Source organism: Vibrio cyclitrophicus, assembly GCF_024347435.1.
GTDB classification, from domain to species: domain Bacteria; phylum Pseudomonadota; class Gammaproteobacteria; order Enterobacterales; family Vibrionaceae; genus Vibrio; species Vibrio cyclitrophicus.
This window is the reverse complement of the sequence record NZ_AP025480.1, coordinates 1350934-1372827: the sequence shown is the minus strand read 5'-3', so window position 1 is coordinate 1372827 and position 21894 is coordinate 1350934. Positions and strand designations below refer to the sequence as shown.

General features: G+C 44.7%; 21 protein-coding genes. 12 read left to right on the top strand and 9 right to left on the bottom strand.

Annotation, left to right across the window (positions count from 1 at the left end; genetic code table 11):
- Positions 1–65 precede the first annotated feature (65 nt).
- The 6 genes from OCW38_RS06250 to thrS form a co-directional block, all read right to left on the bottom strand.
- Positions 66–500 (bottom strand): hypothetical protein, encoded by a 435-nt coding sequence (locus OCW38_RS06250; RefSeq protein WP_261895456.1) that lies wholly within the window; start codon positions 498–500, stop codon positions 66–68.
- A gap of 40 nt (positions 501–540) precedes the next feature.
- Entirely contained in the window at positions 541–858 is a 318-nt protein-coding gene (gene yqfB / locus OCW38_RS06245; protein WP_016787141.1) for a N(4)-acetylcytidine aminohydrolase, read from the bottom strand.
- Between the two features lie 208 nt (positions 859–1066).
- Positions 1067–1420: a 50S ribosomal protein L20 gene (rplT, locus tag OCW38_RS06240; RefSeq protein WP_004733517.1), complete on the bottom strand. Its 354-nt coding sequence runs from the start codon at positions 1418–1420 to the stop codon at positions 1067–1069.
- Between the two features lie 42 nt (positions 1421–1462).
- Entirely contained in the window at positions 1463–1657 is a 195-nt protein-coding gene (gene rpmI / locus OCW38_RS06235) for a 50S ribosomal protein L35 (protein WP_004738430.1), read from the bottom strand.
- A gap of 104 nt (positions 1658–1761) precedes the next feature.
- Positions 1762–2232 (bottom strand): translation initiation factor IF-3, encoded by a 471-nt coding sequence (infC, locus tag OCW38_RS06230; RefSeq protein ID WP_016768283.1) that lies wholly within the window; start codon positions 2230–2232, stop codon positions 1762–1764.
- An 83-nt stretch (positions 2233–2315) separates the two neighbouring features.
- Positions 2316–4244 (bottom strand): threonine--tRNA ligase, encoded by a 1929-nt coding sequence (gene thrS / locus OCW38_RS06225; RefSeq protein ID WP_016768282.1) that lies wholly within the window; start codon positions 4242–4244, stop codon positions 2316–2318.
- A 463-nt stretch (positions 4245–4707) separates the two neighbouring features.
- Here thrS and OCW38_RS06220 point away from each other — a divergent pair, with 463 nt between their 5' ends.
- Positions 4708–5631, top strand: coding sequence for a DUF3187 family protein (locus OCW38_RS06220; protein ID WP_261895452.1), 924 nt, complete (start codon positions 4708–4710; stop codon positions 5629–5631).
- A gap of 112 nt (positions 5632–5743) precedes the next feature.
- On the opposite strand, the gene OCW38_RS06215 is transcribed toward OCW38_RS06220, so the two are convergent.
- Entirely contained in the window at positions 5744–6487 is a 744-nt protein-coding gene (locus tag OCW38_RS06215) for a sporulation protein (RefSeq protein WP_261895450.1), read from the bottom strand.
- Between the two features lie 181 nt (positions 6488–6668).
- On the opposite strand from OCW38_RS06215, the gene hutC reads away from it, so the two are divergent.
- The 6 genes from hutC to OCW38_RS06185 all read left to right on the top strand — a co-directional run bounded on the left by hutC (position 6669) and on the right by OCW38_RS06185 (position 14076).
- On the top strand, positions 6669–7382 hold the full coding sequence (gene hutC, locus OCW38_RS06210; protein ID WP_261895448.1) for a histidine utilization repressor: 714 nt from the start codon (positions 6669–6671) through the stop codon (positions 7380–7382).
- A 113-nt stretch (positions 7383–7495) separates the two neighbouring features.
- The gene (hutI, locus tag OCW38_RS06205; protein WP_261895446.1) at positions 7496–8746 is read left to right on the top strand and encodes an imidazolonepropionase; all 1251 of its coding nucleotides are present in this window, start codon (positions 7496–7498) and stop codon (positions 8744–8746) included.
- A complete protein-coding gene (gene hutG / locus OCW38_RS06200; protein WP_261895444.1) occupies positions 8733–9797 on the top strand; it encodes a formimidoylglutamase in 1065 nt (354 codons plus the stop codon). Before hutI ends, hutG begins: the two co-directional genes overlap by 14 nt.
- An 84-nt stretch (positions 9798–9881) precedes the next feature.
- Entirely contained in the window at positions 9882–11576 is a 1695-nt protein-coding gene (gene hutU, locus OCW38_RS06195; RefSeq protein WP_261895442.1) for a urocanate hydratase, read from the top strand.
- A gap of 14 nt (positions 11577–11590) precedes the next feature.
- The gene (gene hutH, locus OCW38_RS06190) at positions 11591–13123 is read left to right on the top strand and encodes a histidine ammonia-lyase (protein ID WP_010438256.1); all 1533 of its coding nucleotides are present in this window, start codon (positions 11591–11593) and stop codon (positions 13121–13123) included.
- Positions 13124–13350: 227 nt separating this feature from the next.
- Positions 13351–14076, top strand: coding sequence for a DUF3581 domain-containing protein (locus tag OCW38_RS06185; RefSeq protein WP_261895440.1), 726 nt, complete (start codon positions 13351–13353; stop codon positions 14074–14076).
- A 128-nt stretch (positions 14077–14204) separates the two neighbouring features.
- Here OCW38_RS06185 and OCW38_RS06180 read toward each other — a convergent pair whose 3' ends face one another.
- Together OCW38_RS06180 and ydiJ are read right to left on the bottom strand one after the other, a co-directional pair.
- Positions 14205–14666, bottom strand: a complete 462-nt coding sequence (locus OCW38_RS06180; RefSeq protein ID WP_016783901.1) for a methyltransferase family protein — start codon at positions 14664–14666, stop codon at positions 14205–14207.
- Positions 14667–14733: 67 nt separating this feature from the next.
- Positions 14734–17769 carry a D-2-hydroxyglutarate dehydrogenase YdiJ gene (ydiJ, locus tag OCW38_RS06175; RefSeq protein WP_010438247.1) on the bottom strand — a complete coding sequence of 1012 codons (3036 nt, stop codon included), beginning with the start codon at positions 17767–17769 and terminating at the stop codon, positions 14734–14736.
- Positions 17770–17991: 222 nt separating this feature from the next.
- On the opposite strand from ydiJ, the gene OCW38_RS06170 reads away from it, so the two are divergent.
- From OCW38_RS06170 to OCW38_RS06150, 5 genes are all read left to right on the top strand, one after another.
- Entirely contained in the window at positions 17992–18675 is a 684-nt protein-coding gene (locus OCW38_RS06170) for a DUF3334 family protein (RefSeq protein ID WP_010438244.1), read from the top strand.
- Between the two features lie 208 nt (positions 18676–18883).
- Positions 18884–19573, top strand: a complete 690-nt coding sequence (locus OCW38_RS06165; protein ID WP_261895437.1) for a DUF2786 domain-containing protein — start codon at positions 18884–18886, stop codon at positions 19571–19573.
- A gap of 112 nt (positions 19574–19685) precedes the next feature.
- On the top strand, positions 19686–20354 hold the full coding sequence (locus OCW38_RS06160) for an OmpA family protein (protein WP_261895435.1): 669 nt from the start codon (positions 19686–19688) through the stop codon (positions 20352–20354).
- A 157-nt stretch (positions 20355–20511) separates the two neighbouring features.
- Positions 20512–21540, top strand: a complete 1029-nt coding sequence (locus OCW38_RS06155) for a J domain-containing protein (protein WP_261895433.1) — start codon at positions 20512–20514, stop codon at positions 21538–21540.
- Between the two features lie 165 nt (positions 21541–21705).
- Positions 21706–21894: a hypothetical protein gene (locus OCW38_RS06150; protein ID WP_010438232.1), complete on the top strand. Its 189-nt coding sequence runs from the start codon at positions 21706–21708 to the stop codon at positions 21892–21894.

The window sequence follows — 21894 nt, the reverse complement described above, 5'->3', positions numbered from 1 at the left end:
AACAACAAAGCCAACATCACTGTTGGCTTTTTCATATGTTCATAAAACGAATCATCGCTAAACGTTTAGCGTTCAACTTGAACCAGCTTCAAGTAAGAATGCAACTCACCGTTCTTATACTCAACCGCAGAGTGGATATTAAGGTCAGCGCGAGCCACAACAGCAAACTGGTAGTGGTTCTCACCCTTCAGAATCTCGACGTGTAACAAACCGTCTCTTAACTGCCAATGACCTTGGGTTTCAAATCGGTCAAACAAACGATATTCCGTTAAACTACCATCAAAATGAAAGTGCACCTCAGTAATGTACCCTGCTGGACAACTTTTTACCCAAGTCTGCCCTAAGACATCTTCTTCAACAAAGTTTCTTTTGCTCTCGCACCACTTTAAATAATCGGCACTCTCGCTCAAATCACTATCTAAGTAATGCTTAGCCAGTAACGTCTGGTCTTGTTGTTCGCGACAGTAAAGCTGAAGCAGTGTCTGCTGGTTATTACTCATCAATCGCCATCCCTAGCTAGTCAATCCAATCCAACAAGGCTTAAGCTACCAACTCGTAAGAGACTACGTACAGCTGAGAAATGCCTGGGTAGATATCTTGAATCACATCTTTCAGTACTTGCAGCGTCATATTCTCTTGCTGAGCATGGAACTCACCTAAGTCATCAAACAGAATTGGTTCAACGCTAACAATCTTAAGATTACAGAATACACGTCCCTGCTCTAGCGTTGATACTTCCACAACGCTACCTGGTTGGTAGTCGCGCTCAGATTCATCGCGAATAGTAATTGTCTTCTTGCCAGAAAGGATATCGGCTTCAAAACGTTCGAAGAACGTCATAGTGGTAGGTGCGCTCATTTATTCGGTCGCTTAACATTAAAGAATAGGTAGATGTTTATATACCAGAATGCCTGTTCAAGCGAATAAAAATTAGATGCGGAAGTTCATCTCGTCATTCCCAAGACTGACGAAGGAAGGAGTTGGGAGTCTTTAAAAGTCAAATTAGAAGCAATAAAAAAGGAGAACCGAAGTTCTCCTTTTCTTAAACCTTTAAGCTAACTCTAAATTATAGAGATGCTTTCGCTTTTTCAACTAGAACAGCAAATGCTGCTTTGTCGAATACTGCGATGTCAGCAAGAATCTTACGGTCGATCTCGATAGATGCTTTCTTAAGGCCATTGATGAAACGGCTGTAAGATAGACCATTTTGACGAGATGCCGCGTTGATACGTGCAATCCAAAGTTGACGGAATTGACGTTTCTTGTTGCGACGGTCACGGTAAGCGTATTGACCAGCTTTGGTAACTGCTTGGAAAGCTACGCGGTAAACACGTGAACGTGCTCCGTAGTAACCTTTAGCTTGTTTTAGAACTTTCTTATGACGTGCACGAGCTTGTACACCACGTTTTACGCGAGGCATTATGCTTCTCCTAAACTAAACGAATTTATAAACTAAAAAGAATTAAGCGTATGGCATCATACGTAGAACTTGAGCAACTTCACATTTAGGAAGGATCGAGTTCGGACGAAGCTGACGCTTGTTCTTAGTAGTACGCTTAGTCAGGATGTGACGTTTACCAGCGTGCTTAAACTTAATACCACCAGCAGTTTTCTGGAAACGCTTAGCAGCACCTTTGTTGGTTTTCATCTTAGGCATGATGAATAACTCCGCATTGTTGAGTTGTTAATAACATAGTAATTAGGGCGAATAAAACCCCGCAACCTGAGGCTGCAGGGTTTAATTACTTGCAAAGCCGTTAATTACTTCTTTTTAGGGGCCAACACCATAATCATCTGGCGACCTTCAATTCTCGTTGGGAAAGATTCGACAACTGCAAATTCTTCAGTATCTACTTTCAAACGATTAAGAACGTCAACACCGATTTCTTGGTGAGCCATTTCGCGGCCACGGAAGCGAATTGTTACCTTCACTTTGTTGCCGTCTTCAAGGAAACCAGTCAGGTTGCGTAGTTTTACCTGATAGTCTCCAATATCAGTTCCAGGTCGGAATTTAATTTCCTTGATCTGAACCTGCTTTTGCTTTTTCTTCTGCTCTTTCGCAGCTTTGCTCTTCTCGAAGAGGAACTTACCGTAGTCCATCACACGACAAACTGGCGGCTCGGCGTTAGGGCTGATCTCTACAAGATCCATACCAGCTTCATTTGCAGCTTCCATCGCTTCAGCGATTGAAACTACACCAACAGCTTCGCCGTCTGCGCCAGTTAGACGCACTTCACGAACGCCACGAATGTCACCGTTTAAACGGTGCTGGTTTTGTTTGGCCGGTTGTTGGCCACGTCTTCCGCCTTTAATAGCTATTCCTCCAGATTGAGCTTACGGCTTGAAACCTCGGCTTGGATGTATGAAATAAAGTCATCCACTTTAAATTTACCAAGGTCCTTACCTTTACGTGTACGTACTGCAATTTCGCCGGCTTCCATTTCTTGGTCACCACACACAAGCATGAACGGTACACGTTTCAAAGTATGTTCGCGGATTTTAAAGCCAATCTTCTCATTTCTCAAGTCTGCTTTGACTCTAAATCCACTTTTTTGCAGTTTTTTCGTAATTTCTTGTACATATTCAGACTGTTTGTCTGTAATGCCCATTACAACTGCTTGTTCTGGCGCCAACCACGTTGGGAAGAAACCAGCGTATTCTTCAATAAGAATACCGATGAAGCGTTCTAGTGAACCTAAAATCGCGCGGTGGATCATAACTGGCGTGTGACGCTCGTTATCTTCACCTACGTAAGTAGCACCTAAACGTTCTGGTAATGCAAAATCGAGCTGCACTGTACCACATTGCCAAGCGCGGTCCAAACAATCATGCAAAGTAAATTCAATCTTAGGTCCGTAGAACGCACCCTCGCCTTCTTGAATCTCGTATGCAATGTCCATTGCCTCTAGCGCTTGCTTAAGGTCAGCCTCTGCACGGTCCCACATTTCGTCTGAACCTACACGCTGCTCTGGACGAGTAGATAGCTTAACAACAATGCTTTCGAAGCCGAAAGTTGTGTAAGTATCGTAAACCATTTCAATACAAGCTTTCACTTCTTGTTGAACTTGGTCTTCAGTACAGAATACGTGAGCATCATCTTGAGTGAAGCCACGAACACGCATAATGCCATGAAGTGCGCCAGACGGCTCGTTACGGTGACATGAGCCGAACTCAGCCATACGTAGCGGTAGATCACGGTAAGATTTCAAACCTTGGTTGAAGATTTGAACGTGACCAGGACAGTTCATTGGCTTAATAGCGTATTCACGGTTCTCTGAAGAAGTAGTGAACATCGCTTCAGCGTACTTATCCCAGTGGCCAGAGCGTTCCCAAAGAACACGGTCCATCATTAATGGGCCTTTAACTTCTTGGTAATCGTACTCAGTCAGTTTCTGACGAATAAATACTTCTAGCTCACGGAAGATAGTCCAACCGTTGTGGTGCCAGAACACCATGCCTGGTGCTTCTTGCTGCATGTGGAATAGGTCAAGCGCTTTACCGATTTTACGGTGGTCACGTTTAGCCGCTTCTTCTAGGCGTACAAGGTGAGCTTTAAGCGCCTTCTTGTCGTGGAATGCAGTACCGTAGATACGTTGAAGCATCTTGTTGTCACTGTTACCACGCCAATATGCACCCGCTACGTTAAGTAAAGTGAAGTGCTGACAGAAGCTCATGTTAGGCACGTGTGGGCCACGACACATATCGATGTATTCTTCGTGATGGTACAGACCTGGACGATCGTCTTTAGAAACATTCTCGTCCAAGATTTCAATCTTGTAAGTCTCGCCGCGAGCTTCGAATGCGTCACGCGCTTCCTGCCAGCTAACTTTCTTCTTAACAACCTGATACTTAGTCTTCGCTAGCTCTTTCATACGCTTTTCAATCTTTTCTAGATCTTCTTGCGTTAGAGAGTGCTCAAGGTCGATATCGTAGTAGAAACCGTTATCGATGGTAGGACCGATCGCCATTTTCGCTTCTGGAAAAAGCTGCTTAACCGCGTGGCCTAAAAGGTGAGCACAAGAGTGACGAACGATCTCAAGGCCATCAACTTCATCTTTAGCAGTGATGATTTCTAGGCTTGCATCGTTTTCGATAAGATCACAAGCATCAACTCGCTCGCCGTCTACACGACCAGCAATGGTTGCTTTCGCAAGACCAGGACCGATTGATAGGGCAACATCTAGAGTTGATACAGGGTTGTCAAATTGACGCTGACTACCGTCAGGAAGAGTAATAATTGGCATTATTTGTCCTTTACAGTGGTGTTGCACACCAAGCAACACATGAAAATGTTTAATATATGTTTTTCAATCAACGAGTATGTTGATCGGAGATATATGCATAATAATATACCCACATAGAAGCAAATACAGATGCCCCGTTTGTGAGTAGCCAAACATTGTAACGAAATTATATGAAATGACAATGACAGAGAGAGCCTCTCGACACTCCCATAGGCCCAATACATAAGATCTCATCGTGCCAACCAGCGGCTTCGCCTCTCCTTCAAGCCACCTTTAAAATCGAGCTACCCTAATTTGTTGTTTCGTCTTATTTATTACACCTTATCTATTCCGACTTAGACCCCACGAATTCGATATTTAGAACTAAGCTATATAGAAGTAACGGAATGCGGATGAGGTGCATATGAGAAAACAGGCTACTTGTATATCGCTCATACGACCTTTACCGCTAATAATAGCCGCCATGTTTTCTGCGCCAAACGCATGGGCCAACAAAGATTACGGCCCGCTAATCAGTTATACCCAAGCACCATTACAATCAGTTCGTCTTACTCCAACGCTCCGCTCTGGCTTTCCACTCGAAGAGAATAAGGTTGAAGTGTTTGCTGCTTTCACCGCCGCGAGTATCTGGGCTAACTCTCACGACTATCATTTAGACTATTATCAGAACCAACTTCAGACAGGACTACGATGGCAATTAACGAAAGCGTGGCAAGTAGAATTCAATTACCGTTACCTTTACGCCGCAAACAATCACCTCGACAAAATCACCATCAACTTTCATGACCTATTCGACATCGACCAAGCAGGACGCGATCGTAAAGAGCGACACCAATTCGATATCTATGCACCAGACCATGAAGTCAATATTAGCGACTTCTCTGGCGACACACTGACCAACGCTTTCACGCTCTACACTCAATATCAGATCATAGATATAGAAAACCACGGCTTGTCTTTTGGCGTATCTCTATATCACAACAATGTCAGCCACGGCGCCTTCGAAGGAAATAGCAACGAACAAAGCGCTCAATTCAACTATGCATACCAGCTAGGCATCAATACCTTCTATACAAGCTTGGGGGTGGCCAATCAGTCCAGTCGAGAGGTGGAAAATAGCTTTTCACATAAGAAAACGACATGGTCCTGGATGGGAGGCTATCAGCTTACGTTATTTGAAAACCATGAATTACACCTAGAGTATCGATGGTATGAAGGTGCAGAAGATGGCGACACAGAGTTTTCAGAAGCCGCGAATGAAATGATGCTTGGCTATCGCTATCTCATGCAGCGTTCAGCTATCGAGATATCCATTATCGAGAACATCTTCAACATGGACAACTCCACCGATGTTGCCTTCCAATTGGCCTATCGTCATCAGTGGTAAACACGTTTCAGGTCGACAGAGTAAAATCAAAAAAGCCGAACGTTTGGGCTCGGCTTAGGGAGTCTATGTTGTCTCTATTAATAGAAAAAAGCGACTACTAACAGAAAGGGAACTACGCACTCATGATTCTTGATACAGCGTTGCGGATATCTGAGTCAGCCGCGTTTGCTGGTAAGCTGAATGAAATGTATTGGTCGCCACGGAAGCTCATTGAGCGGTCGATTTCTGCTAGGCAGTGAACCATTGAACCTTCAACGATGAATGACAGCTCGATCTCTTTTTTGTTCATGAAACCGCCACTGCGAAATTCAATCTCTTGGTAACAGCCCGAACGAGAAGCAAAGCTGTTGCCTTTTAAGAAACCCTTCTCTACGTCTGCTTTCACCATGGCCATGCCCGATGCCTCAACACCTTGGATGATTTTAGCAACTGTTGGCAGTGGGTGTACGGAGATAAAGTCACGGTCTTTAGGGTCGATCGCGAAGCCGATATCTAGGTTGGTTTCAACCCACACATGACATTGGTTCATTTGTGCGTTCAACGCGGTGACTGGCGTTTCATCATTTAACTTGAGACGGAATGGCACCAGTTTGGTTTCGCCCGGTTGGATAACGAAAGGTTCTACGGCTTGAATGCAACCCAGTGAAAAGGTTTCGTAACTGGTGCTATCTTCTGTTTCTACTTTAACTTCTGTGTTGAGAACCAAGTTGATCAGGTCGATTTGTTGCTCAACGTCACCACCAACAATGCGAACATTGCCAGACAACTCTCCACCTTGGAAAACTTCAATATTATCTAAGACAGTATCAACCTTTGCTGCACCGATGCCCAACGAAGCCTTTAATTTCTTAAACATATTACTTCCCTTTCTAATTATCTGATTTACTAATAGTTATTGCGTGACAATTTGCGACACTTGCCTCAAAGAATCAAGCAATTTGCCCCATCTATGTTGAATAAGGTCACATTGCCCGAGGAAATGTTGAAATCGTGAAAAATTCCGTTACTCTATTTGTATAGTCAAATAAGGTTTCATTATGTCGAAAGCGCCGCTCTACCTTCAGATAAAACAATTCATAGACGATAATATCACCAGTGGTCACTGGCCTGTGGGTTACCAGATAACCACAGAGCTAGAACTCACCGAGCAGTTCAAAGTGAGTCGAATGACTGTAAATAAAGCCATTCGAGATCTGGTGTCTGAAGGTAAGCTCATTAGGAAGCCAAGGCTGGGGACGTTCGTTTGTGAACCAGACGAAAAAGCGCAATCTCCCCTACTTGATATCAACAACATCGCGCAAGAGATCAAAGACCGAGGCCAAACGTATGCTAGTCAAGTTATCAAGCACAAGAGCATCAAGGCTGATGAAAGCACCGCCACACGGTTAGGTGTCATGATCAATGCCGAAGTATTCTATAGTGAAATCATCCACTTTGCTGACAACATACCGATTCAATTGGAAGCACGCTGGGTGAATTCTCAAGCCGCTCCAAAATATCTAGAGCAAGACTTTTCAACCTCGACACCTAATGAATACCTTTCAAAAAACTGCCCGTTAAGTGCTATAGAGCACACGGTTGAAGCCATTATCCCAGACTTGCAAATCAGAACATCACTAAAGCTTTCTGAATCAGAGCCTTGCCTTCTTTTGAATAGAAGAACATGGAGCAAAGAACGCCTCATCAGCTTTGCATTGCTCTACCATCCTGGTTCTAAGTACAAATTAAGCTCCAAGATACTTCTAGATTAAAGAACATCATCCTGATCGCCGATCACATTTTTGCAACATCAACTTGATTCGGGTCAGCGTTTAGCCTATTTATTTGTATATACATTTAATGTTTAGCAAAGATCTAGGTGATTATGAATTTGATCCTCAAAAACGCACGAGTGGTCTCCATGAGTTCGGGAGCCGATGGTTATCAGCCTTCTTCCCCTCAAGATATCTTTATCGAAGACGGTAAGATCGTGTCCATATCTTGTTCAAACCAAAGCGCACTTGCTTCTGAATTAGAACAAGTAAGTGTTGATGGTTCTTTGGATTACGTCACCTATGACTGCAAAAACAAGCTAGTAACACCTGGGTTAATTGATTGCCATACTCATCTCGTATTTTCGGGGAATCGCGCCAACGAGTTTGAGCTGCGTTTGAATGGTGTGTCTTACACCGACATCGCCAAGCAAGGCGGTGGCATTCTAGCGACAGTCACTGCAACACGCGCAGCGCAAGAATCCGAACTGGTTGAAATGGCCTTGCCGAGACTTGATGGTCTGCTAAGAAGTGGCGTAACCAGCATCGAAGTAAAATCTGGCTATGGTTTAACACTTGAAGATGAGCTCAAGATGCTGCGTGCAGCCAAAGCGTTAGAGAATCATCGCCGTATTAAGATCACGACCACTCTCCTTGCTGCCCATGCTGTGCCGCCCGAATACAAAGAGCAACCGGACAGCTATATCGATTTGGTTTGCCAAGAGATCATTCCTAAAGCTGCAGAACAAGGGTTAGCCGATGCGGTTGACGTGTTTTGCGAATCTATCGGCTTCAATCTTGAACAAACCGAACGTGTATTTGCAGCAGCCAAAGAACATGGGCTCGCGATTAAAGGCCATACTGAGCAACTTTCTAATATGGGTGGCAGTACGCTTGCAGCTAAATACGGCGCACTTTCTGTCGACCATGTTGAATACTTAGATGAAACCGGAGTCAAAGCACTAGCTAAATCAGGCACAGTTGCCACCTTGCTACCCGGCGCTTTCTATTTCTTAAAAGAGACTCAACAGCCGCCCGTCGCCCTACTTCGTGAACACAACATTCCAATGGCGATCGCGACAGACTTAAACCCCGGCACGTCTCCCTTTGCTGATTTAACGCTGATGATGAACATGAGCTGCACCTTATTTGGCACGACGCCTGAAGAAGCACTGCGTGGTGTGACTTGTCATGCTGCGGCTGCTATTGGCGACTCACAAATCAAAGGCAAAATCGAAGTTGGTTATGTCGCTGATTTAGCTATCTGGAATATCGAGCACCCTGCCGATTTAAGCTATCAAGTCGGTGTTCCTCATCTGCATAAACGTATTGTTAATGGCGAGGTGTGTCATGACTCAATCTAAGTCCAACAGCATTCAAAAGAACGCAGAAACCGTACATAACTTTGTGTGGACGGGACGCAATGACCTTGAAGATGGCGCACTCGGCACACGCGTACATCACATTACTAAACAAGTGCAACATAGTGATTTAAGTAACGAGCTTACTGATGGCGCTATCGCTTTGGTCGGCTTTGCCAGCGATGCAGGCGTTGCAAGAAACAAAGGACGCGTAGGCGCGAAACAAGCCCCCAACCTGATTCGCCAAGCGTTGGCTAATATGGCTTGGCACAGTGACGCTCACATCGCAGACCTTGGTGATATCGAGTGCAATGATGGCCAACTTGAAGTCAGTCAAAAACAGTGTGCTTCTGTGATTGCCAATGCTTTAGCAACCAACAAAGTGATTACCCTTGGCGGTGGTCACGAAGTTGCTTGGGCATCGTTCCAAGGCCTCGCTGAACATTTACATAAAGTGGAAAACCTAGATAAAGCAGAACGTCTTGATAAAGATCAGCCAGAACAGAAACCTAAGATCGGCATCGTTAACTTTGATGCTCACTTTGATCTTCGAGAGTTCGAAAGCGACATTGCTGATGTTAAACCCAGTTCAGGTACGCCTTTTAACCAGATCAGCGATTATTGCCACAAACATCAGTGGCCGTTTCATTACGCTTGTCTTGGTGTGAGTGCAGCCAGCAATACCAAAGCGCTGTTTAACAAAGCTGACCAACTGGGTGTTTGGTATGAACACGACCGCAACATGACCCAAATAAACCAAGTCGCTCAACTGGTTAAGTTACAAAAATTCATCGCTGAGTGTGATTACCTCTATCTCACTATCGACCTAGACGTATTCCCAGCAGCGACAGCGCCGGGTGTAAGTGCACCAGCGGCAAGAGGTGTGAGTTATGAAGCACTCGCTCCTTTTCTAGAACAAATTTTCAAACACAGTGAAAAACTCATTATCGCGGACATTGCGGAATACAACCCAGACTACGACATCGATGGCCAAACGGCTCGATTGGCGGCACGTTTGTGTTGGGATATAGCCAGTGCAATGGCCAGTGACTAATCCAGCTATACCGATAGCTACAACTACAACTACAACTACAACTACAACTACAACGATATAACGTGAAACAGAAGGAATTCCAAAATGACGGAACACCACAACAGTGACCCTCGTCTCGACACGACTCGCGAAATTCGCGCACCTCATGGCACCACTTTGCGCGCTAAATCTTGGTTAACAGAAGCACCACTGCGTATGCTGATGAACAACCTAGACCCTGATGTGGCAGAACACCCACATGCACTGGTTGTGTATGGTGGTATTGGTCGAGCTGCGCGTGATTGGAAATGTTATGACAAGATTGTTGAAGTATTAGAGCGTTTAGAAGACGACCAAACGTTACTTGTTCAATCAGGTAAACCTGTGGGCGTGTTCCCGACTCATAAAAACGCACCTCGCGTACTGATCGCGAATTCTAACCTTGTTCCACACTGGGCGAACTGGGAGCACTTCAACGAGCTCGATAAAGAAGGCTTGATGATGTACGGCCAAATGACAGCAGGCAGCTGGATCTACATTGGCTCTCAAGGCATCGTTCAAGGTACTTACGAAACATTTGTTGCAATCGCGAAGAAGCACTTCCAAGGTGAAGCTAACGGCAAGTGGGTTCTAACGGGTGGTCTTGGCGGCATGGGTGGTGCTCAACCTCTCGCTGCAACAATGGCTGGCTTCTCAATGATTGCGGTTGAATGCGATGAATCACGAATCGATTACCGCTTGCGTACTGGCTATGTAGACAAAAAAGCCACCAGCATAGATGAAGCGATGACAATGATTAAAGAATCAGACACGCCAATCTCTGTTGGCCTATTAGGCAACGCTGCTGATGTATTCCCAGAGTTAGTTGAACGCAACATCACGCCTGACGTAGTGACTGACCAAACCTCTGCCCACGATCCACTGAACGGCTACTTACCTCAAGGTTGGACAATGGAAAAAGCGGCTCAAGAACGTTTAGCTGATGAAGCGAAAGTAGTGAAAGCCGCTAAGCAATCTATGGCGATTCAAGTACAAGCCATGCTAGATCTTCAATACCGTGGCGCTGCGACTGTAGATTACGGCAACAACATTCGCCAAATGGCACTTGAAGAAGGCGTGGAAAACGCATTTGATTTCCCAGGTTTCGTTCCTGCTTATATTCGTCCTTTATTCTGTGAAGGCATCGGTCCATTCCGTTGGGCTGCTCTTTCTGGCGATCCAGAGGACATCTACAAAACAGATCAAAAAGTAAAAGAACTGATTCCAGACAACCCACATCTACACAATTGGCTAGACATGGCGCGTGAACGCATTCAGTTCCAAGGTTTACCAGCTCGTATCTGTTGGGTGGGCTTGAAAGACCGTGAACGTTTGGGCCAAGCATTCAATGAAATGGTGAAAAATGGTGAACTGAAAGCACCAGTTGTTATTGGTCGTGACCACCTAGATTCAGGTTCTGTTGCAAGCCCTAACCGCGAAACAGAAGGCATGATGGATGGCTCAGATGCCGTTTCAGATTGGCCTCTATTGAACGCTCTGCTGAATACTGCAGGCGGCGCAACATGGGTTTCTCTCCACCATGGTGGCGGCGTTGGCATGGGCTTCTCACAACACTCAGGTATGGTGATTTGTTGTGACGGCAGTGAAGATGCATCACAACGTATTGCTCGTGTACTTCACAATGACCCGGCAACTGGCGTTATGCGTCATGCTGATGCGGGTTACGATATTGCCAAGCAGTGTGCTAAAGAGCAGATGCTTGATTTACCTATGCTAAACGAAGAACTTCGTCGCCTTTAATGTCTGGAGAAAACATGTTGAATTTATTACTTAAACCAGGACTTCTAGGCCTACCTGAACTGCGTAAGATTAGCCGTAGCCCTGTAAACTTATCGCTCGATCCTGCAGCCATTCCTGATATTGAAGCGAGCATGCACGTTGTCGAACAAGTGATTGCTGAAGATCGTACTGTGTATGGCATCAACACGGGTTTTGGCTTGCTAGCAAATACCAAAATTGCGCCTGAAGATCTCGAAGTACTGCAGAAAAGTATCGTACTTTCTCACGCGGCGGGCATTGGCAAATTCATGTCTGATGAAACTGTGCGTTTGATGATGGTGCTCAAGATTAACAGCTTGTCTCGTGGCTATTCAGGTATCCGACTCAAGGTCATCAACGCTCTTATCGATCTAGTGAACGCACAAGTTTACCCATGTGTTCCACAGAAAGGATCAGTTGGTGCATCTGGAGATCTCGCTCCCCTTGCACACATGAGTACCGTTCTGCTAGGTGAAGGCCAAGCACGTCACAACGGAAAAATCATCACAGGCTTAGAAGCAATGCAAATCGCTGGCTTGGAGCCTATCACACTAGCACCTAAAGAAGGTTTGGCGCTGTTAAACGGCACACAAGCATCAACCGCCTTTGCATTAGAAGGTCTGTTCGCAGCTGAAGACTTGTTTGCGTCTGCAACCGTGTGTGGTGCGATGTCTGTAGAAGCAGCGCTAGGTAGTCGTCGTCCGTTTGACCCTCGTATACACCGCGTTCGTGGTCATCGTGGCCAAATGGATGCAGCACTTGCTTACCGTCACATGCTTGATCAAAAGAGTGAGATTGGTGAATCACATACTTGCTGCGAAAAGGTTCAAGACCCTTACTCGCTGCGTTGTCAGCCTCAAGTGATGGGTGCCTGCTTACAGCAGATTCGCAATTCAGCTGAAATTTTAAATGTTGAAGCGAACTCAGTATCCGACAACCCGCTGGTTTTCGCTGACGATGGTGACATCATTTCAGGTGGTAATTTCCACGCCGAACCCGTCGCAATGGCAGCCGATAACCTGGCACTAGCAATCGCTGAGATAGGCAGCTTGTCAGAACGAAGAATGGCACTGCTAATCGATAGCGCGCTAAGCAAACTTCCACCTTTCTTGGTCGATAACGGCGGCGTGAACTCTGGCTTTATGATTGCTCAGGTTACCTCTGCAGCATTGGCAAGTGAGAACAAAACCTTGGCTCATCCGGCGTCAATAGACAGCCTACCTACTTCTGCCAACCAAGAAGACCACGTATCAATGGCCACCTTTGCCGCGCGTAGGCTTAGATACATGGCTGAAAACACCCGTGGAATATTGGCAGTAGAATATTTAGCAGCAGCACAAGGGCTAGACTTCCGAGCGCCTAATCTATCTTCTCCTCGTGTGGAAGAGGCGAAGCAGATTCTGCGTGAGAAAGTGAGTTTCTACGACAAAGACCGATATTTTGCTCCAGATATTGAGCAAGCTAACCTGTTACTCAAATTATCCGTTCATAACCACTTAATGCCAGAAGGTACTTTGTGCAGTTTCTAGTACTTAAAATACTTTAGTCGACACTAATTAAAGTATCATATAAACAAGGGCTATTAATTGGCCCTTGTTGCATTGAGCCAAAGGCCATATCTCCCTTAAAATCGTCACATACCATCCAACGTATTTATCTAATTGACTGATATATAAGCAAAGTTAACTGGATAGACCATTAGAACGAAGTTAGTTAGCTATAATCCACCCCAGATTTGATGACTAATAGCGATACTATGTTTCTGACACCTTACTTTTCAACTGAAGACAATCAATTTCAATTCACTCGTGAACAAGCTAGCCACTTTGCTAAAAAAGTAGCCGCTGACTTCAACCCAATTCACGATGAAGACAACAAGCGCTTCTGCGTGCCTGGCGATCTTTTGTTTGCAGTGCTTCTACAAAAAGAAGGCATCAGCCAAAAAATGCGTTTTGACTTTTCTGGTATGGTGGGGAACGGTATTGCGCTTAGCGTTGACAACAAGTGTGAGAAAGAAAGCTCACTGGTTGACGAGAAAGGCAAAGAGTACCTACACATGTCTTGTGAAGGTGAAAAGAGCCACGATCAAGCATTCATCGAACACGTAGTAACAAACTACGTTAAGTTCTCTGGTATGAACTTCCCACACATCATGGTTCCTCTTATGGAAGAGCAACAGATGATGATCAACTGCCAACGCCCTCTTGTGATTTACGAGAGCATGGAAGTTGAATTTACTCGCCTAAACCTATCTCACCCAGAAGTTGAATTCTCAGGTGCGACTTTTGATGTTGAAGGCAAGCGTGGCATCGTGACACTGAATTTTGACTTTAAAGAAGACGGCGAAGTTGTCGGTAAAGGCGTGAAGCGTATGGTTGCAAGTGGCCTTAAGCCATACGACCAAGCTTCTGTAGACGACCTAGTAAACCGCTTCAACGAGCGTAAAGAGATGTTTCTAGCTCAGTTCGCAGCTGCTGCTTAATCAGCACTCTTGTTTACACATCTCGATGTAAATAGCTCTAGAACAAGATCAATAAAGCCCAGCTTGATATCCTCAAGCTGGGCTTTTTTAGTACGATCCCTAACTACACGAAGACACTCAAGTCAAAACTAAATCCAGCGCCTAACCTTTTGTTTGTAATCAACATATTCAGCTCCGAATAATTGCTCTAGAGCGCGCTCTTCTGGCTTAATCTGGAACTGATTCATATAAACTACGAATACAAAACTGAATAAAACACTGAACAGGTTTTGGAAGAAATAGCCAAAGCAAAACAGTAGTATGAATAACCCTAGATACATAGGGTTGCGTGTGTAGCCAAAAATGCCACTGTCCACAACTGAAGAAGCGGTTTCAATTTTAATCGGGTTAACGGTGGTTTTCTGTTTTCGAAACTCCCATATACCTGCCAACCCAACTACGCCACTCAAAGCAATTCCGAGCCCTAAAACGATGAACTTGTAAGGTAATAACACCATTCCTGCACTCATCTGATGAGCACTAAAATAAGATGCGATGAATACCAATATAAACAGAGCAACGGGTGGGAGTTTTAACTCTAGAAATCTCATAGCTTTCCTTATTAACAATTCCATTGTTAGTTTAGAAAAAAGCCCAGCAATTGCTGGGCTAAATAGTTTAAAGAATTTTGGCAAGCGCCTGTAATGGGTGGGCAAGCTTCTCACCCTCAAAACGCTTCACTTGGCTGCGGCAGGAATAACCTGTCACCAAGCAACGATCTTTTGGTAAGTCCTGCATTTGAGGCTTCCAGCTTAAACCGTATATGTCTTTCGACATTTGTAGCTTATCCACTTCGTGGCCAAAAGTACCCGCCATACCACAACAGCCGACAGGAACACTGGTTAACGCAGCACCAAAGTGCTTGAAAATAGTGCCCCACTCTTTTTCTGCGTTCGGCATTTTGGTTTTCTCAGTACAGTGAGCAAACAAGTACCAAACTTCTTCACTTGCAGAGCGCGCTTCAAAATCACCTAACGATGGCAGTAACCATTCATGGACTGTCAGTACATCAAAATCACCACGTTTATCAGCTAAGATCTCGACATATTCATCACGGTAGCAAAGCACTAGTGCAGGGTCGACACCCACTAAAGGAATGCCGATATCAGCCACCATCGACAAGAAATCAGAGGTCGATTTAGCTTCACGAGCAAAACGGCTTAAGAAGCCTTTGATATGCAGTGCTTTACCATTCGGCTTGAATGGCAGTAACACAGGGGTTTTACCAAGCTTTTGAGCCAGAGTAACGAAGTCTTCAACAACTTCTGCATCATAGAAGCTAGTAAACGGGTCTTGAACGATCAACACGTGCTGTTTCTTCTGCTCAGAAGAGAGCCCTTCTAGATATTGAAGATCGAACAGTTGCAGCTCTTTGCTCGCTAGGCGATTTTTAAGTGTAGGCACCGACATCAGTGGTGCATCAACATAACCAACCGTTTTCGCTGTTGCGGTTTGTATCCACTTTTGACCCAAGGCAGCATTAACAACCTTTGGCGCTTTCGCCATTAGCGGCAGCATGGTTTCAATGTTAGCGACTAAGTAGTCTTTTGCAGGGCGTTGGTAACGTGAGTAATAAATGTTTAAGAATCGAGAACGGAAGCTCGGAACATCAACTTTAATCGGACACTGGCTCGCACACGCTTTACATGCGAGACAACCATTCATCGCTTCGTGAACTTCATGAGAAAAATCATATTCATGGCGTTTGTTCATTGTATTGCGAACACGTTCCACCATGGTTTTGACCGGAGTATTGTCCTTCAGCGCTTCTTGCTCTAAATCGAGAATATCGACGCCTTGTTCCGTTAGCTGACGCAACCACTCTCTTACTAAACCTGCACGGCCTTTTGGTGAATGACGACGGTCAGCCGTGACTTTCATCGAAGGGCACATTGGCGAGCTAGTATCGTAGTTGAAGCACAAGCCGTTACCATTACATTCCATGGCTTGTTTGAAGCTATCACGAACTTGTACGTCGATCTGGCGGTCGTAGAAGCCACGCTTGGTATCGGTGACTTTCACCAATTCAGCGTCGCTTTCTAATGGCGTACAGATCTTGCCTGGGTTCATCTTGTTGTGCGGGTCAAACGCTGCTTTAACACGTCTTAACTCAGTAAACAGCTCTTCACCAAAAAAGTCTGGCCCATATTCAGAACGGAAACCTTTACCGTGTTCACCCCACATCAAGCCGCCGTATTTCGCCACCAGCTTAACCACTTCATCAGAGACTTCGTGCATCAGTGCTTCTTGCATCGGGTCACACAGATCAAGTGCCGGACGAACGTGTAATACGCCCGCATCAACGTGACCAAACATGCCGTAGTTCAGCTCTTTTGAATCGAGCAGCACTCTAAATTCAGAGATGAAGTCCGCCAAGTTTTCCGGTGGAACACAGGTATCTTCAGCAAAAGCGACCGGTTTAGCTCGGCCTTTCGCCGCACCTAATAGACCCACCGCTTTTTTACGCATGTTGTAGATTCGACCTATGCTCGCTAAGTCGCTGCACACTTGGAAGCCAATCACACCCGCTTCTTCGGTTTCTACCATACTTTCAAGCTGTGCAGTCAGCGCTTGAACTTGTTGTTCAACTTCCGCTTCATCTTGACCTGCAAACTCAACCATGTTGATGCCAAGCATCTCTTTATCTGGAACATCCATCAGCAGGTCGCTCACGGTGTGCCAAACGATATCTTGCTTCGCTAGGTTCAATACTCTTGAATCTACCGTTTCTACAGACAACGCTTTCGCTTCTACCATGAACGGAGCATTACGCAGCGCTGAATCAAACGTATTGTATTTCACGTTAACCAATGTCCGCGCTTTTGGAATCTTCGTTAGGTTTAATTTTGCTTCCGTAATAAATGCTAATGAGCCCTCTGCGCCACACAGTACACGTGTAAGATCAAAGCTATCATCTTGTTCGCTAATCGCGTTCTTCAGGTCGTAACCCGTAAGGAAGCGGTTTAACGGAGGGAATTTATTGAGGATCTGAGCACGCTTATCTCGACACACGGCTTCAGTAACGGCAAGTGCATGATGGGCAAACTCACCTTCAGTAGGTAAGCCATGTGATAAATCAGATTCAAGACATGAGCCATCCGCAAACACCGCTTGCAATGACAATACATGATCTGACGTTTTTCCGTACTTCAACGACCCTTGGCCAGACGCATCGGTGTTGATCATGCCACCTAAAGTTGCTCGATTACTGGTAGAAAGGTCTGGCGAGAAAAAGTAACCATAGGGGCGTACAGCATCATTTAATTGATCTTTAACGATACCAGACTGAACTCTGACCCAGCCTTCTTTTTCGTTTATCTCAAGAACTTGATTCATGTAACGCGATAGGTCAACCACGACACCTTTTGTTAAAGATTGTCCGTTGGTTCCGGTACCACCGCCACGAGGGGAAAAGGTCACACGCTCGTAAGTGGATTTAGCACCCACTTTACCGATCAACACAACATCGTTTGTTGTCTTGGGAAGGATGACCGCTTGCGGCAACTGTTGATAAACACTGTTATCAGTCGCCACAGCCAAACGGCTAGAATATTGAGATTCAATGTCGCCAGTAAAGCCCGCTGTTTTTAGTTCATCTAAAAAGCGTACGACAACTGGATCGACATCAGCATTGAGTTGAAGTCTTGGTAACATTTGCTTCCTGCCCCTACTTCGCTGATCCTATCAGCATTGGGTTATCTGAGATTTTTAATAATTTTCTTTGAATTTCGTCACTTTACTACTATTAAGATCATATAAAAAGGTGATCAAATCAGAATCTCAGTGCAAGAATGGAGAAATAGTCACTTTCGTCTTAATTCAGTCACAATATACTGAATAACATTTTGTTTAAGACATCTCCATGAGCACATCACAATGAAAAAAAACAAAACAGTCACAACTGAAGATATTCTTCTTAAGCTATGCCAATCAGTCTCAAGCGTACTCACTTCAGCGACGGCTTCTCAGGTGTCCTATTCAGCTATGGTTCAAAAGATCAACAAGACAAGTCTGAAGCCAGACTTTGGTTGTTTCGTCTTATTTGACGGTGGCTTTTCTGGTCTTGTTGTCATCAATTTTACGTCGAAAGCCGCGTTAGAGATCTATACCAACTACATGCGTAATATGGGCATGCCTGAAGACGAACTGGCGGTACTGCATACTTCAGACGAAGTGGGTGATGTATTGGGCGAGCTGATGAACCAACTTGTCGGTGATTTCACCAACAAAATCCGTAAGGAACTGCAAACTAACATCACGCAGAACCAACCGAAAATGCTGGCACTGAATAAACAAGTAAACCTTTCTGTTGATACCAACCTCGATCGTCCACAAGCCCGTCGTGTGACCTTCTCGACTGCAAACAACAACATCTTCTATCTTGAGCTTGCAATGGATAAGACGGAATTCATCCAATTAGAAGAATTTGAAATCACTGAAGACGAGTGCCCAGATAGCATTCTTGAGGCGACTCAGAAGAAAATGCAAGAAACCAACAAGCCAGCACAAAACTCAGGCAATGATTCTGCAGCGGATCTACTCGATGAACTTGGTATCTAGTTTGCGAAAGTACTAGTTAATCCAGAAAATCGGGTCACTATCGCCATCAATACACTTGATGGCGTTTTTGTATTCTTCAAAAGCCGCCTTTACCCTCCTTAATAGCGGATGGCCACACACCGACAAATGACTTTTGACTTTGCTGTTAACCGCCAAAACATGTAAAATGTCGGACTTTTAAAAATTTGCGGTAATGATTAAGTAGTCGATGGATAAGAAAAAAGCCCTAAAGAAAATTGCCAAGTGTCTTGAGCTTGGAAATTCTGCGAACGTCAATGAAGCTGCCAATGCGATAAAAATGGCGCATAACTTGATGCTGAAATATGGTCTCGAAAAAGACGATATTGAATTTATCAAGATGGGAAAGACTCAATCCTCTCACCTGCTACCTGCAAATATCAGTTCTACACTGCTGCGTGTTATTCGCGGTATTAACACCAAGTTTGGCGTAGAGGCGGTGTTATTGAATCACAAAGGCCTTAAACGAGTGGAGTTTATAGGTGAAGCGGATCGCGCTATCTTTGCTGCATTCGCATTCGATATTATTTATCGCGAGCTAAATGAACATACAGGCCAATTCAGAAATAGCTTTGCTGGTTCTGGAACAGGGTCGCTTGAAGTGACACGTCGTGTGAATTCATTTGTCTCTGGTTGGGTTGAAGGCGCACTGGAAAAGCTACCAACCATTACTCCAGACGATGAATCAAACAACAAGATCAATAACTACATCGATAAAGAATTCAAAAATATCGACCGTGAGACCTTCAAGCAACAATTAAGAGAAGCGATGAAAAACCTCACCGCTGATTATGAAGTTGGCTTGAAGAAAGGTCGTAAATTGTCTGTTAATAGACCAGTTTCCGGGGCCCAGGCTGCTAAAAAGATAACAAAATCATAGAGCCGCTTTACATTGCTTCAACGTATTGATAAAACCATTATTAATATTTACAGGACTATGCTTGTCATTCGTTACCCATAGGTTTGACAGAAGTACATGATGGAGAAATACGTTGAAAAAAATCACTTTAGCCCTAGCGCTCACTGTCGCTTTAACGGGGTGTCAGGCAACTCAACGCCAAAATGCGACAACGGGTGAATCTGAGACGAACTCTGCAACTCAAGGTGCTCTAATTGGTGCTATCGCTGGTGCAGTAGCTGGTGTTGCAACAGGTGACGACTCTAAAGATCGCCACAAGCGTGCATTGATCGGCGCTGCAGGTGGCGCGGCTGTCGGTGGTGGTATTGGTTACTACTTCGACCAACAAGAAGCTGCACTTCGTGAAGAGCTCATGAACTCTGGCGTTCAAGTGGAACGTGTTGGTGAGAACCAACTCCTGCTTCGCCTAGAAAATGGGATCGGTTTTGATTCGGGCTCTTACGCTTTAGAATCAAGCATTCACAACACACTACGCGGTGTTGCTCGTATCTTAGTTGAATACCCTGACACAAGCCTCGTGATCGACGGCCATACAGACAGCACTGGCAGTGAATCAACTAACCAAATTCTTTCCGAGCGTCGTGCTGAATCGGTTCGCGCATTCTTGATTTCTCAAGATGTCGCTGCAGGCCGTGCCATCGCTCGTGGTAACGGCGAACGTTACCCTCTATGTGACAACAACACGTCTCAAGGTCGTGCTTGTAACCGTCGCGTAGAAATTCAAATCTTGCCGCTTAAGTAGCACGATTAAAGCCCAGTAACCTTTATCTATTGAATTAACCACTATATAGTTGCTTGTCAGTCGTATGGTTTATTTTAAGCGTTGCGACTTAACACTCAGCCACATAGCGTATTCATACTGATACATCAGCACTGGGCTTTTTTACGAGACTTATCTTTTGCTTATCTTATCCAACTTCTGGTCATCGTCACTTCTTAGAACTTTATTTCTAGCCCTAACACTGATCGCCCCAAATTTAGCTCATGCTCAACTCTCATTGAACTCACAACCTCAAGACCCAGCTTCTCAGTATCAATTAGCTCAAGCGTATGAGCTGGGAATTAATGTGCCTCAAAATATCGACGACGCATTCTATTGGTACTCGCAATCAGCGGACAATGGCAATCCAGATGCACAATTTAGACTTGGCGAATGGTACTTGGCAGGAACAAGAATAGAGCAAGATAGCAAGCTCGCTTTAGAATGGTTCATCAAAGCGGCACTGCAAGGCAACAAGCGCGCCCCCTTTGAGGCGGCTAAGATCTATGAGTCCTCACTTGATGAAGATCTCCTTCAGCCATTAGATGCCGCACAGCTATGGTATGAAGCTGCTTTGAAAGACAATTCTGACGCAGAAGAGGGCTACAATCGCATTCTAGAAGAACAATTTAATCAACAACGTGCAAAGCAGATCTCTTCAATTGAGCAGCTTAATGACAACGTCAATGCTGAAGCTAGCACAGTTCAGTCCTCTAAAAAGGCGGCTATCCGTTCTAACCTAACGCATTCGGACTATCTGATTGGTGTAGCCTTGGCCCTGTTGATTTCAATTGCCAGTATCATCATGACGCTGGTCATATCTAAAAAAAGACTGACTTTGAAATCGGGTGAATTGGGTCAGCAAAAACAGACACTTGAAGCACAGATTAGCTCGAAAGATTTGACCATTAAGCAACAAAAGCGTCAGCTTCAAACCATTTACAACGAATTAAAAAAACAAAAAAACAGCAAAGGTCTGAATGACTTGCAGGTAGCCTGCGCGTTATTCGGCTACACGCCAAGCTCGATTCCTGATCAAAAAAATATCAAAACCCGATACAAGCAGCTCTCTAAGATCTATCATCCGGATGGTCATGGATATGACGAAGAAATGAAACGTTTGAACAATGCGCTAAAAACCATCTTACAAAATGTTACAAAACCGTAAACAACCACACACCTTTGGCTTTCCAATTCGCAAATATATCGATTTTATTAGTGTTGCAATCGATCCCCTTCTCAAAAACAGGTAACAAACTATTAACTAATGGGGCTTACTTATGTCATAATTTGCGCCGAAAATACACCTGACGTATACAGGTGAGGAGAAAATATGTTCACAGTAGAAGGCGTTTGTGATTGGTGCAAAAAGCCAAGCCTAGTTAAAAAGCACGATTACCTAGATGGTAAGTGTCATCATGCATGTAAAGAGTGCAATGACATTGCAACCATTGATGTTCGCCAGTTCAATATTGGTGAAATGGAGATGAGAACAAAACTCTCCCAAGCCACATTAAGATAA